Raw genomic sequence first — 13,731 nt, forward strand, 5'->3', positions numbered from 1 at the left:
TTAATTACCATCTAAATGAAAATATTGTCATGGTACAATTACTATGAGGTGGTTTATTTGTTTATTTCTCCTATGCTATTACACAAAACAGAACATCCTTTTGACGATGATAACTATATAACTGAGTTAAAACTAGATGGTTTCCGTACCATTTGGACTAAGTTTGATAATAAAGTAAGAATTTATACAAGACACAAGAATGAAATTACATCTAAGTTTCCTGAGTTAGTTAATCTTCCTATGCCTGACGGAACAGTTTTAGATGGGGAAATTATAGTAACTGATCAGCAAGGTAAACCCGATTTTGAAGCAGTTATGGAACGTTTTATGAGTAAGAAATCCGAACACCAAATATCATTTAGTGTTTTTGATATTATTTACTACAATGGTAAAAAGGTCACTAACCTACCTTTAATTGAACGCAAGGCTCTGCTTGAGGAAGTAATACCTGAAGATACTCCATTGTTTAATAAAGTACAGTGGCTTGAGGGAAACGCAGAACAATACTTTGATTTAATTCAGCAGCATGGATTAGAGGGAATAGTTCAGAAGAAAACAGATTCAAAGTATCAGGTTAACAAGCGTTCTCATGACTGGTTAAAGGTTATTAATTATCAGTATGAGAATGTCTATATTTCAGGGTTACGGAAAGATGAGTTTGGATTATTACTTAACTTTGATAACGGAAATTACGCTGGATTAATGGAGTTTATGCCGACACCTAACAGGAAACAGTTCTATACACAATATAAAGACTTTATTGTTGAAGAGAATGATAAGTTTGTCTATCTTGATCCTAAATTAAAACTCAAAGTTAAGTATAGAAATCTAACAAAAAAGGGACTTCTTAGAATCCCTAGTTTTGTGGGGTGGATTAGTTAAGAGTGGCTTAAATAGTCATTCTTTTTTATTTTTAAAATTGTTTAACGATTTTCTTCTTCAACTACCGGGCAGGATAGTTAAATAACGAAGGAGACATAATAAGTTAAATGATTCCTTTTAAATAGTGGGGTATTAATATGTCAATGAAAAATAAGTGGTTATTTAATATTGCAATGGTATTACTCTCATGGATTACAGTTTCTTTTTTGGAAAGGCGAAGTATAAAGAGATTTTTTCCAGCCTTTATCTTTGTGTTTTTAATAAATTGTATTGATGTTCCGATTGGAAAGAAACGTAGATGGTGGTCTTTTTATAATAAACCACATTCCTTTTTTCATAATGAATTTCCTTTTTTAATAGGTCCAATGTTGGCGGTGGCTTTATGGACATTAAAATGGACATACGGAAATTTCAAAAAGTTTATCTTGCTAAATGCTCTTTTCCAATTAATTTTTACATTTCTAGCTAAAAGTTTATTTGCAAAGATAAAATTATTTAAATTAGTTCGACTTAATGCATTTCAATTCTTCTTATACTTCTTGTACAAGGCTTTTTTCTTATATGGATTTCAATACATTTATGAAAATAAAAAGAGATTATTCAACTAAAGGGTGCGATACTTCAACAAGGGTATCGCTTTTTCCTTATGCAACTAACGGGGCAGGATTGTGGAAGAGGAAAAAGTATTAATTTTAACTTTTTAGCAGATATTAAAACAAAATGTTAATTAAGGGTGTTACAATTGCGTGTTATTCTGTGCCTAACTCTTGTACTTTGTTGCTGGAAATTCGGAGATTTAAAAAACTGGAGAAAATACTATCCCACTATCTTATACCTGGCTGTAAATAATTTATTATATAGCTTCTTTGTTAGCGGAAAAAAATTTTTTCTATGGAAGTTGGAACCTGATTTTTTATTAAGTAGTACCTTTTCATTTTTAGTACAAACTTTCATTATTTTTCCATGTATTGTAATACTGTTTTTGTCTTATTTACCTAAGTCTCGGAAGAAAGTAATAATATATTTAATAATATCGGCATCAATTCTTGTTGTTATTGAAACAATAATGTATATTGCTGGTAAAATCACATATCATAACGGATGGAATTATTGGTGGTCAGTAGCCTTTAATTTCTTATGGGTTATTATGTTGAGATTTCATTACCTTAAACCAATTCCTTCTTGGTTTGTTTCGTTTTTATTTACAGTATTTTTTATCATTTACTTTCATGTTCCGTTGCCATAACACTAAACGTTCCCTTAATCAACTAACGGGTGCGATTCTTCAATAACGAAGGATCGTTTTTCTTATTCAAGTAACTGGGCAGTTTATTGAACAAGGTAACACATTTACAATGCATAGTTCTCTTTTGTGGAAGCATACTTAAATAAAAAAGGACTGCGACATGAATAAGTTTCAAGAAATAGAAAAGCATTATGAACAATTACGGAATTTGTGGTTGGATTATTGGACTCAAGAAGTGCTTTTTACTTATCAGTGGTGGACAATGATTGTTGTGTTGATTATCCCTTTTTTTCTGTGGTGGAGATTGGTGGATAAAACTCGGATAATAGAAATAAGTATGGTTGGACTATTTGTATCTATTATTGCTTTTATATTAGACCAAATTGGTTCATCACTAGGTTATTGGACTTATCCATATACTTTAACACCTTTAGAAAGAGACTTGTGGGCAGTCGCAGATTTTTCGATTATTCCCTTTTTTTATATGATAATCTATCAGTGGTTTCCTAAGTGGAAAACATTCATATTAGGCACTGTAGTATTTGCATTATTCTCTGCATTTGTTGGAGAAAGTATTTTTCAATGGTTGGGGATTTATGTATTGTTAAAATGGAAGCACATTTACTCTATCCCATTTTATGTGTTATTAGGAATATTAGTAAAAATCCTACTAGAAAAATTTAAATTGATTGAGGTTATTTCTAAAAGTAAAGAATAATATTCTTGTTAAGCTAACGGGTGCGTTACTTCAATAAGAACAACCAAAGTCTGCAAAAACAGATGTTTACACATGAGAAGTGGCTGAAATGGTCACTCTTTTTTTTTGTGGGAAATTTGTCGAAATATTCTAAATAATACTAATTAATATTGTGGTAAAATTTACCTATATATAGTAGGGGGGATGTTATTTTGAACGTTGAAAATATTAATACAATTATTCGGGAAATAAGAAGTTCAATAATTATTTTAGGTTAGGCTAGATGAAAGTGAACTAAATAAATTAGAAAGTGGGAGTCTATTATGGGGAATCCAGTGGGTAAAGCGTTAAGAGTACTTGGAATAGTTGAGATTATTTCAGGGGTTATACTAGGTTTAATTTTAGGAAATAATGATGAGATTTATGGATCATCAATTAATTTTTCAGTTTTCATACTCTGGTCAGCAGCAGGATTTGTTTCAGGTATGATTTTTGTTGGATTTGCTGAGATAATTGATTTATTAAATAACATTAGCATAAAGTTAGGTAAAACTGATTTGGAAACTAATATAAATGAATCGAATGAAACCAGCAAAAATAATGAAGTTTACTCTCCTACAAAAGAAAAATATAAAATATATAAATCTGTAATGTCCGATAAAAAAGAATTGTGATTCTTACAAAGTCCTACTTGGATAGTATTTAAGTTTAAAACATGAGTGGCTGAAATGGTCGCTCTTTTTTTATTATCAAATTAATTAATATTAACTGAAAATTTTGACATAAATATATTTATATTAGTATAATGATTTTGGATTGGGGGTGCAACATAGGTGTGACTAATCATAAAAAAGTAATTTTAGATGTTAAAGGTGTTATGGAATTAATAGGTATTGGAAGAAATGGTGCTTATGAATTAATGAAAAGTGGAGAATTTCATGTAGTAATGGTCGGTAAAAAATATATGGTACATGAAGAAGTATTCCATAATTGGCTAAAAGGCAACTCCAAGACCAAAAAAAGATGGTGATAATATGAAAAGAAGTAAGAAATTTATTACAGAAGATACGATAATCAATATAGATGAAGATGTTTTCAAAATCAAAGCGCAAAAGTTATATTGGGAATTATTTGTAGATTACGTTAATAACAAGTACGGATATACAGTGTTGGAATTAAAGATAAAAGAAGTATTGGAATGAAGAAAAAAAGCACATTGAAAGTTGTAAAAGTGACATTTCTTGAGAAAGTGGATATCAATGAATATTTTAAATCTATACTCATTGCTCTTTTAAATGAAGAAAAATACGAAAAGGATGGATTGAGGTGAGAGGATGAAGCAACTTGTCTTCAACAATAGAGAATACCATGTCACCGAACAGATAGATAAAGTGATATTCAAAGACAAATCAAATCAACCGTTTAAAGTTAACTTTAGTTTCAGTAAAGATCCTATCAAAAATAAAATAGCTAAGGATGGTCTTACCATTTTCTTTACAGAGATTTTCAGGGGAGACTAATTTATGGATAGAAATGTTGATCACTATTCTGATTAGGAGTGGCTTAAAATAGTCACTCTTTTTTTTTGTCTATTATCAACTTAATTATTATTAAATATCAATCTATTATCAACTTAATTATTATTAAATATATTTTTATAGATTACTGGTATAAAATTTAAAATTCTGGGGACAAAGTATATTAGCATCTGTGGACAAGCATTTTTTATTAATAAATTGCGAATGAATGTGGAGGTGGCTAATTTTGCCGAAAATAAAAAAACAAAAATTTAATCTTACAGAGAGACACTTATCGGGAGAGGTAGAAAAAGTTCATTTACCACATGATTTGAAAGGAAGGTTTTCTTCAAAGAGGATTATAGAAAGAGAAGTTAAGCAACGTTCAATTAAGTTGGTTAAAGTAAAGGGTTCATACGGTTCCTTTGTAGTAAAAGAAAAATTGATTCCTGATGAAGTGAGAGCAACTTTATTCGGAGTGGCAATAGTTGGAGTTCTTATTACGGTATTTTGATAAGAAGTTATTTCTTTGATATTTGTGATAAAATTAATACCAGCGAATAGTTAAGAGTCACATAGGAGGCTCTTACACAATGAAGGGTAGTATCAAAAAGGACAAAAAGACAGGTAAATATTCCTTTGTAGTGGATATAGGTAAAGATGCTACTGGTAAAAGGAAACAAAAGATGAAAAGGGGTTTTTCAACGAAAGCCGAGGCAGAAAAAGAACTTGCCAAATTAATAAATGAAACCAATGAAGGAATTTATTTTGAGCCACAAAAAATGACAGTGGATGAATTCTTTGAAATGTGGTTTAAAGAAAGAAAGTCTTCTGTAGAACGTACGACTTATAACAACCAATTAGCATTTTACAAAATTTATATCACACCGAGAATGGGATCACTGAAGATGTATGAAGTAACACCGATATTTCTTCAGAATTATGTAAATGACTTAATGGAGTATACCACACTTAAAGCAAGCACAATTCATAAATTATTTGATGTGTTGAAGGTGTCATTTAAAAAAGCGGTAAAGTTAAAAATCATCAAAGAAAATCCTTCCTATCTTGTTGATCTTCCGAAAATCAAAAAGACAGAAATGAACGTTTGGGATATAAAAGAGGTCAATTTTTTCTTAGAGGAAGTATCAAATGTCAAACGACCAAGTAATTATCTAACCGCTTATTTATTGGCAATATTAACAGGATGCCGTCAAGGTGAGATATTGGGACTTAGATGGAGAGATATTGATTTTGAAAACAAATTCATTTACATCAAACAAACCTTATCCCATGATGGAAAAGAACTAAGAAATGCTGCTAAAACAAAAGCAAGTATACGTTCCATTTCTATACCAGATATACTAATTAAGCAACTGAAAAAAGAACGAAAAACATGTTTAAAAAACAAATTGAAATGCGGTAGTGTATACGAAGATCATGATTTAGTCATTTGTACCAAGCATGGTCGTCCTGTTCAATCATCAAATCTCATTAGAGGATTTAAAAAGGATGTTAAAAAAGTGGGTCTTCCGGTGATAAGATTTCATGACTTAAGACATACCCATGCAACGATGCTTATCAGTCAAAATATCAATCCGAAAATCATTTCTGAAAGATTGGGACATGCCAGAATAGGAATTACGCTTGACATTTATAGTCATGTTCTTCCAAGTATGCAACAGGAAGTTGCTGCTAAATTAGATGAAATCATAAAGAATATTTGATTTTTGTGAGCAATACTGTGAGCATAGATAGACAAGTCAATGTAAAACCGTTGGTATATTAAGCATTTCATAAGAAAGTTCCCCTTCGTGCTTGGAAGGCGGTGAAATAATGTCAACGAAGAATATCGAGGAAAAACAGTATCTGCTCCGTTTTAAGTGTGATACAAAGTCTCATTTGACCGTGATGGATCATGACGTATGCATGACAAAATGTCCCGATAAAATTTGTACAGTATTTTGCCCAGCGGAGGTTTATAAGTGGGAAGGAACACGGATGCAGGTTGGCTACGAAGGATGCCATGAATGTGGAAGCTGCCGGATCGGCTGCCCATACCAGAACATTAAATGGGAATATCCAAAAGGCGGACACGGGATTGTATTCCGTTTAGCGTAAACTCATTTGGTCACATAATTCAGATTAAATGTGACCACGTGTGACCAATCCGTGACCAATTTGAATATTGATTATTTTATGTATTTCAACGATTTTATTACTAATGAAGTGACCAATTGTGACCAAAATACTTTCTGTAAAGGTTTCCTAATTTAAATCAGCTTTATTAGTGTGGTTGTAAAAAATTGGATGTTATTAAGTGTTTTAAATAATAAAAAATGACCGTTCATCACCAAGTGAACGGTCTTCTTTTTTGTCCTAGACATTACTTGAAATCAAAAATTTAATGATGTCTAAAACATGTTTGTATATGATTGCTATTTCTTGCTCATTTCGATAGGGGCGGCTAAGCATTATAAATTACTATATTCATTTCGACATACGGGAGCATTAATGGGCGGTAAGCCTTTCACCTTACAAGAGAATTTAGGACATTTTCATATGAATGTGGTTTGAACAAATTTCCAGCCCCGGATATTTTGTGTGAAAAGCAATTTTAGTTTTAGCATTTGAATCGAATATTTAATAGCTTTTCCTAAAGCAAAGCAAGGGACAGTTCTTTAGATTATGTAAAAAGGAGATAAGGGACGCACAAGCATCCTTAGGGGAATTTTTATAATTATGTTCTCCCAAGAAAAACAACCTCAATTAAGCCTACTGATTACGGTAGGCTTTTTATTTACCAATAACCATATTGAAAACATCTGATATAATTATTAGCTGAGTAAACTATGACGGAGGGCAGTTCAAATAAAGGTAAAAGACCTAAAATTTAAAAATATATCATCATACACAAAAGGGGTAAATCAATGTTTCCATCAAAACTTTCGAACAACAATAGAGAATATTATCTTGTGAGAAAATCATTATCAGAATATGAGTTAAAAGAACTACTGCTACTAAACCCTTATGATGTTTATGCAGTTGTGAATGAGAGTTTAGATGACAAAGGGGTCACAATGTTTACTACTTTCCTAGTATTACATGCAATTGATTTTGAAAATAGAGTTATACTTTATGATGTTTCCCGACAACAACATTCGACAATCACAACCGAACTATGTTTTTTAGCAAAGGGCTACATTGAATTCATTGACGTTGGACAAGTAGACAGATATCCTATTCGATTTTACATAAGGGAAGATAATAAAAATGAAAACATATAAAAGTAAAACAAAGAAATTACTATATTGTCCTTGTCGCCAAATATTCTTACATTATACGCCTGAGGAAGAAGTAAGACAAAATCTTCTACAGTATCTAATTCACGATATGGAAATACCTGCAGATTCGATAAGTACTGAGTTTCCACTAAATCGTATTGATCCTAGATCGAGAAAAAGGGCAGATATTGTTGTCTGGAATAGAGATAGAGATGGGCATGAATATCCATTACTCGTTTTAGAATTGAAGGCAGAACATATTGAGTTAACAGATCAAACACTACAACAAGTAAAATCGTATAATGACATTCTTAAAGCAAAATATATTGGTATTTCTAATGGTTCATATGTGCATCTTTACGAAGTAACAGAAATGGGAATTTTACCATTAACCGATGATTTTTATACATACTCTCAACTTCTAGTTGGAAAAGTGGAATATTCCAAATTTCGTAGATTAAATCGACTTTCCTATCAATTAACTACATACGACAGATATGTAAATCATTTATTGAATATTGGGTATATCGGTGAAGGAACTTCAAAAGAAATGCACCCCTTTATATCGGAGTTACAAAACTTTATTCTATGTGAACAAATACAGCCGAATTATAGGTATAAAACTTTTATTGTTGAAGACTTATCGAACGGGCGATTCGCATATGGCAATGCAAGTGGAGGTAATTTTCCAGGCTATTATAGAAGTTTCATCGTGAATGACTTAGACGGGAATCATGCTATCTATAGAATAGGCATATTTGGAACAAATATATTAGTGAATGATCCCGTATATGGCAACCGTAACGGCAATACCTATTTAAATGTAGCCATTGACGAATCCGGGACTTCATCTAACATCCTTCAACTCAACATAGACCGATTCTTTAAATACGATATACTGAAAGACTCATATGATGTTACTCATAACGGCAGAAGAAATGGCTATAAGAATGCTGAAGTTTTGGAGAACGTACAAAAGTATGCACCCGACCTAATTATGGAAGGGAATATATATATCGGGACATTACCTGCGAATAAATCTATAACAACAAATGATGCCTCGGATTTCATTGAAAGACTCTTAATGTATGCAAATATTCGAGAGAAACTTAATCAAAAAGGAAAAAAGAAAAGAAAAGGAAAATGATATTATTCGGGGGAGAATGATACTTGAAGTAATTAAAACCTTATAAAAGAGTAATAAATTAGGATACTTCTTATACTACCATGAAAAAAAACGTGGTTAGCAACTTACGTTTCGCATTCGAGTTACAAAGATGCGCAGAAAAAAATCGCATAAGTTGTTTTTTTGTTAAGGGTTCGAGATAGGAAGCAAGTATTAGATAAAATAAGTATTTTGTTGCAAATAGATTTTTATATTCTTAAGTGAAATGGAGAGTAGGTAGATGTAAATAAAATCTGCTCTCTTTTTTTTGGGGGAGATCAATTGAAGAAATATATTTAAAGTATTTTGCAATACTTTTGGATTACTATCTTATGTAATTAATTGAAGATTTGTAAACCAATTTAAATAATAAAATACTATAATTGCAATGCTTTTGTTTAATAAAACAGAAAATTCAATAAATTTATTGAATTTTAATTACTCTTTTTATATAATAATAAAAAGAAACAATAGAAGAGGTGAGAAAAATGTTCATAGCTTATTCAGATGCTTAGTTACAAGACAAAAAAGCATATCTTGCCTTCGTAATTGTCTTTGAAGATAAAAGTAAAATAGCAAGAAGGATAGTTGTTGATGAAACGAATAGCATAATTGCTGAAACTTTAGCATTAAAGGAGTTAATTTCTTTCCTCGACTACGACAATTTTAAAGGAGGTTTAATACTTTTTGATTCCAATGGTTTAAAAAGTCACCTAAAACGGTTAGGAAGAAAAAATAATAAATATTTATCTGGTGACACCAAGGAGATCCTTAGAAGACTTAATGTTAAAACTCAGGTAATCCCCCGAAAAATTAATGTTGCTCACCAAGTATGCTCTGAAAATAAATCTTTAAAATCTACTCCAATTTCATCTATTAACCGTCATTACTATCAAAAGGTGGAGGATTTTCCCGATTACCTTTTACAGTTATCTGTCCTTGAAGAATACAGGAAGTTATATAATAAACGTTTTGCTACCTTCCATGAGGCACAGATGAAGCTGAATAAGAAAATTTGGCTTGCAGATATTGTTGAGGATTTAGATGGTGTTAAGTTATATGTCATTCATGATTTAAGAATAAAAGTGCTTGGTATTATTGTAAAGATTAGTAAGGTTAATAATGTTCGAATCAGTAACCATTGGAGAGTGTTTAGAAGGGGGAATAAGTTAAAGAAAATATGAAAATAAGTGATCAATTTGTCTCATTATTGCGTTATATAGGATATTTGTAAGATGGCAAAACGTTTACAAACCAATTCTTTTATCTAATTCAAAAGTTGGAAAATAGGATATTTTGCAATTAGGGTTTAATTAGAAAGGGGAAATCAGAATAATAATCTCTGATGAAGTTTGGAAAAAAAATAAGGACAAATCGTTAGTTCTTACTAATCTAAAGATAAATGACCTTAGTTTAGGCTCTGGTTACTACATTTTTGTAGCATGTGACTATTGTTTAAATGTGAACGTAAATCCACCAACAGCTATGTACAAGCAATATAATAATTACAATAGAAGTAGAAGAAATGTCGAAATGGACTGTTGTCCAACGCATCAAGGTTTAAAAAATGAAGATATTTCTTTGCGAAAATATGGTGTAAAAAATTATATGCAGGTAGCAGAGATAAACAGAAAGGTAGCAGATAAACGAAGAACCCCTATAGAAAAAATTACAAATGAGTTCAAAAAAAGAGGGTTAATTTTATTATCAAAAACCTTTAAAAATAATACAGAAAACTTGTATTTCTATTGTGGAAAAAATGATGAGCATAATTTTGAAGGACCACAAGATATTACCTATGCTAACTTTACACATGGTAGAAATGGAAAAGGTTCTGGGTGTAAGTGGTGTAGCAAAGAAGAGCAAGTATTAGGACAAAAAGGAGAAAAGAGTCATTTTTACAAGGGGGGGAAAACTCCGATACAAACGTATTTAAGACAAAGATTAAATGTTTGGAAAATCGAAAGCTTAAAGTCTTATGATTACAAATGTATTATTACAGGTGAAACTAAAGATTTGGAGGTTCACCACTTATATAGTTTAAACCTTATTGTAGATGAAATAATAAAAGAACTTAATTTAAAATTACACAAAAAAATTAGTGATTACAGCGAAGATGAATTAACTAAAATAGAGTACTTGTTCATAGAAAAACATAAACAATATCCACTGGGGATACCTTTAAAAAAATCCTTACATAAAGAATTCCATACAATTTATGGTGACAATGCAACTATAGAAGATTTTAAATCTTTTCTAAACGATTACAATAATAAAAAATTAGACTTTAACTTTTCCTCTTCTTTAACAAAGGAAAAGTACTTCCCGTATAAGAATAATAGGAGTTCCAAATATCAATATGTTAGTTATGTCTCCAGTCAGGATAAATGGCAGGTAAGTATTCCTATTCCATGTGGGGGAAAGATGAATTACAAAAATATTGGTAGATATAATAGTGAATATGAGGCCGCTGAAGCGTGTAATAAAATGTTAATAGAAGTATATGGAGAGAATACAACAACAACAATAAACCGTTTAGATGAAAATGATAAGCCCGAAGGTTATGAATATAGAAATAAATTTCACTCTTTAAAAGAAAATACAGCATCAAGATATTTTGGAGTAACCTTCGAAAAGTATACCAAACGTTGGGTAGCAAGAATTAGAGTTAAAAGTCTTGAGGAAAGGGTATATATCGGGTCATTTGAAACAGAATGGTTAGCGGCAGTGGCTTATAACAATAAAGCTGAAGAGGTGTTTGGTGATAAAGCTAAATTAAATAAACTAACTGATGAACACCTTCAAGAAAAACTAAGTTATGTACCCAAACAGAAAATAACGTCATCTAAGTATCGGGGGGTATCTTATAATAAACGAGATAAGAAATGGTGTGCGTCTGTTCTTTGGAAAGGCGAAAGAATTCATATTGGATATTTCGTTCAGGAGGAAGAGGCTGCGAAAGCATACAACCAGTTTCTAATAAAAAATAATATTACTAAGCCTTAACCAATATAAATTAAAGATTCAAAAAGTTAAAAGAGCAGTCACAAGGCTGCTCTCATAATTGAAATAAATTTTTTTGACACCTCTGTTTATTTTGATAGTGCTTACCCAATCCAAAGAACTTAGAATAAGCAACTTGGAGGAGTAGGATAGCATAAAACAGGGGCATAAGGGTAAAACAGATCAATCATTTAACTAAATAAACTGTAACAATATCGACTCGTTATGAAGACTGAATAAAGAGAAAAAGGAAAACTTCAAAAAATATTAAAATAAAGTATTGCAATTTCATAAAAGGGAATGTAATATATCTAATATATTATCCGTTTTATAAAACTAAATTATTGCAACAGCATTTACGTAAAGGTATGATATTGTGGAAAAAGCTTAACGAGTTTAAGCAAAATAAATATTGAACTAAATTTATGGAGGAAATGATGAAATTAAGCTATGACAAGTTAAAGAAGGAAAAAGAGTTTATAAATAAAACAATTCATGATATCAGTTCAATCGAAGTTTTAAGAAATCGAATTGAAAAAGAATTGTCAGCTGTAATTGAACCAAACGTTGCCAAAGCTATTTTTAACGGAACTAAGGATATTTTCTCATTAAGCAATAACGAGATGTATTCATTCTTAGCTCTTTTATACAAGAAAACAAAGGATGAAAAATTAAATCCATTTAATTACAAACAAACTGCAGCTATAATGGCCAACATTGGAAAGACTCAGCAAAAAATATACAATCCAGAGTTTAAAGAGAAGTTTTTGGCAGATCATACTGTAAAGGGTAAGGGTTATTCAGAAGAAACAAAAAGAGTTGTACGAAGTTTATTTGGCAAAATTGGTAAGCTTGAAAGATATAATGAACAAGACATTTATGAATTCAATAGACACAGCTTTGAATTAGTTTTAAAGGAGTTGAATGCAACCACTGTTAGAAGTCTTCAAAGTTCGATTTCTTCTTTAGAGCAGTATATAAACTTTGCAATTAAAGAGGGAAAAATCGATAAGTCTAAAGGAAATGTGGCTAGTTTATACAGTAAAAGTAAAGAAATCTCTCGATTCTTAAACAAAGAAGCAGAGGAAAATATGTTCTTCACAAAACAAGAAATAGATACACTTGCAGCATATGCTGAAAATTCCCAAGATGGTGTTATATTAAATCTAATATTTGACGGAGTCAGTCACAAAAATAAATTCCTTGAGCTAAGAAATATCAGAATTCAAGATTGTGACTTCGATGAGATGATTATCAATATTCCACAATTAGTTAATGAGGATTCTGGTGAAGTATATCCTCCTAGACAAGTACCTATAAGCGCATCTACAAAATTAATGATTAAAAGAGCAATGGACTTCGATGAGAAGTATGTAAGCATAAAAGGAAATAGTAGCCGTAATTATAAGATAGCAGTTAGTGACTATATTCTACGGGGGCTTCGTAATAATTATCAAATAAAATGGGAGAATGTTGCTCATAGAATCTTACGTATTGCAGAGGTGGCAGACTACCCCTATTTGAATGCAACAAATATTGCATATAGTGGGCAAATTTATTACGCTAAACAGTTAATGGAATTAGAAGGGGTAACGGTTGATGAAGCATGTAAAAGAATTATTAAAAGGTTTAATATTAGCGATAATGAATCTGCGTATTTCTATTTGAAAGCACGTATTGAAAAGGCGAATAAAATTCTTGAATAATAACTTATATATATTGTAAGGAACAAAGGAGGTGAAGTATGTTTAGGTTTATTACAGAGATTGATGTTGCTGAAAAAAATTTTAATCACTTTAATTAAACTAAAGTATTGCAATTTTTCAAAGAATAAAGTAAACTATATTTAAGGTGGAAATGGTGTACTCGAAATAAAAAAAACATTTTTTAAATCTATAAGGCATCTGTAGAAAAGGTATGTTAGGAAGCTAAAATAA

Annotated in this window: 16 protein-coding genes; all 16 read left to right on the forward strand. The window is 30.9% G+C overall.

The features are described from left to right. Positions 1-57 precede the first annotated feature (57 nt). The 16 genes from J7E66_RS15750 (at position 58) to J7E66_RS15820 (ending at position 13,500) form a co-directional block, all read left to right on the forward strand. Entirely contained in the window at positions 58-882 is an 825-nt protein-coding gene (locus J7E66_RS15750) for an ATP-dependent DNA ligase (protein WP_215001565.1), read from the forward strand. A gap of 137 nt (positions 883-1,019) precedes the next feature. Further along, positions 1,020-1,490 carry a hypothetical protein gene (locus tag J7E66_RS15755; RefSeq protein WP_215001567.1) on the forward strand — a complete coding sequence of 157 codons (471 nt, stop codon included), beginning with the start codon at positions 1,020-1,022 and terminating at the stop codon, positions 1,488-1,490. Between the two features lie 125 nt (positions 1,491-1,615). Further along, positions 1,616-2,128 (forward strand): CBO0543 family protein, encoded by a 513-nt coding sequence (locus tag J7E66_RS32885; protein WP_374103854.1) that lies wholly within the window; start codon positions 1,616-1,618, stop codon positions 2,126-2,128. Between the two features lie 160 nt (positions 2,129-2,288). After that, positions 2,289-2,846: a CBO0543 family protein gene (locus J7E66_RS15760; RefSeq protein WP_215001569.1), complete on the forward strand. Its 558-nt coding sequence runs from the start codon at positions 2,289-2,291 to the stop codon at positions 2,844-2,846. Between the two features lie 302 nt (positions 2,847-3,148). Then, positions 3,149-3,499: a hypothetical protein gene (locus tag J7E66_RS15765; protein WP_215001571.1), complete on the forward strand. Its 351-nt coding sequence runs from the start codon at positions 3,149-3,151 to the stop codon at positions 3,497-3,499. 161 nt (positions 3,500-3,660) lie between these two features. Continuing rightward, positions 3,661-3,855 carry a helix-turn-helix domain-containing protein gene (locus J7E66_RS15770; RefSeq protein ID WP_308162515.1) on the forward strand — a complete coding sequence of 65 codons (195 nt, stop codon included), beginning with the start codon at positions 3,661-3,663 and terminating at the stop codon, positions 3,853-3,855. Between the two features lie 4 nt (positions 3,856-3,859). Beyond that, on the forward strand, positions 3,860-4,027 hold the full coding sequence (locus J7E66_RS15775; RefSeq protein WP_215001573.1) for a hypothetical protein: 168 nt from the start codon (positions 3,860-3,862) through the stop codon (positions 4,025-4,027). A gap of 132 nt (positions 4,028-4,159) precedes the next feature. Beyond that, the gene (locus tag J7E66_RS15780) at positions 4,160-4,345 is read left to right on the forward strand and encodes a hypothetical protein (protein ID WP_215001575.1); all 186 of its coding nucleotides are present in this window, start codon (positions 4,160-4,162) and stop codon (positions 4,343-4,345) included. A 244-nt stretch (positions 4,346-4,589) separates the two neighbouring features. Further along, entirely contained in the window at positions 4,590-4,856 is a 267-nt protein-coding gene (locus J7E66_RS15785; protein WP_215001577.1) for a hypothetical protein, read from the forward strand. A gap of 79 nt (positions 4,857-4,935) precedes the next feature. Continuing rightward, the gene (locus J7E66_RS15790) at positions 4,936-6,069 is read left to right on the forward strand and encodes a site-specific integrase (RefSeq protein ID WP_215001579.1); all 1,134 of its coding nucleotides are present in this window, start codon (positions 4,936-4,938) and stop codon (positions 6,067-6,069) included. 109 nt (positions 6,070-6,178) lie between these two features. Then, entirely contained in the window at positions 6,179-6,463 is a 285-nt protein-coding gene (locus tag J7E66_RS15795; RefSeq protein ID WP_168242623.1) for a ferredoxin family protein, read from the forward strand. An 809-nt stretch (positions 6,464-7,272) separates the two neighbouring features. Further along, positions 7,273-7,629 carry a hypothetical protein gene (locus tag J7E66_RS15800; RefSeq protein ID WP_215001581.1) on the forward strand — a complete coding sequence of 119 codons (357 nt, stop codon included), beginning with the start codon at positions 7,273-7,275 and terminating at the stop codon, positions 7,627-7,629. Then, on the forward strand, positions 7,616-8,773 hold the full coding sequence (locus J7E66_RS15805) for a type I restriction enzyme HsdR N-terminal domain-containing protein (RefSeq protein WP_215001583.1): 1,158 nt from the start codon (positions 7,616-7,618) through the stop codon (positions 8,771-8,773). The genes J7E66_RS15800 and J7E66_RS15805 overlap by 14 nt, the downstream gene beginning before the upstream one ends. A 1,013-nt stretch (positions 8,774-9,786) precedes the next feature. Continuing rightward, positions 9,787-9,975 (forward strand): hypothetical protein, encoded by a 189-nt coding sequence (locus tag J7E66_RS15810; RefSeq protein ID WP_215001585.1) that lies wholly within the window; start codon positions 9,787-9,789, stop codon positions 9,973-9,975. A 349-nt stretch (positions 9,976-10,324) separates the two neighbouring features. Next, a complete protein-coding gene (locus tag J7E66_RS15815) occupies positions 10,325-11,797 on the forward strand; it encodes an AP2/ERF family transcription factor (RefSeq protein WP_215001587.1) in 1,473 nt (490 codons plus the stop codon). 434 nt (positions 11,798-12,231) lie between these two features. After that, positions 12,232-13,500 carry a phage lytic cycle repressor MrpR family protein gene (locus tag J7E66_RS15820; RefSeq protein WP_215001589.1) on the forward strand — a complete coding sequence of 423 codons (1,269 nt, stop codon included), beginning with the start codon at positions 12,232-12,234 and terminating at the stop codon, positions 13,498-13,500. Positions 13,501-13,731: the final 231 nt, after the last annotated feature.

The organism is Bacillus sp. ISL-7, from assembly GCF_018613065.1.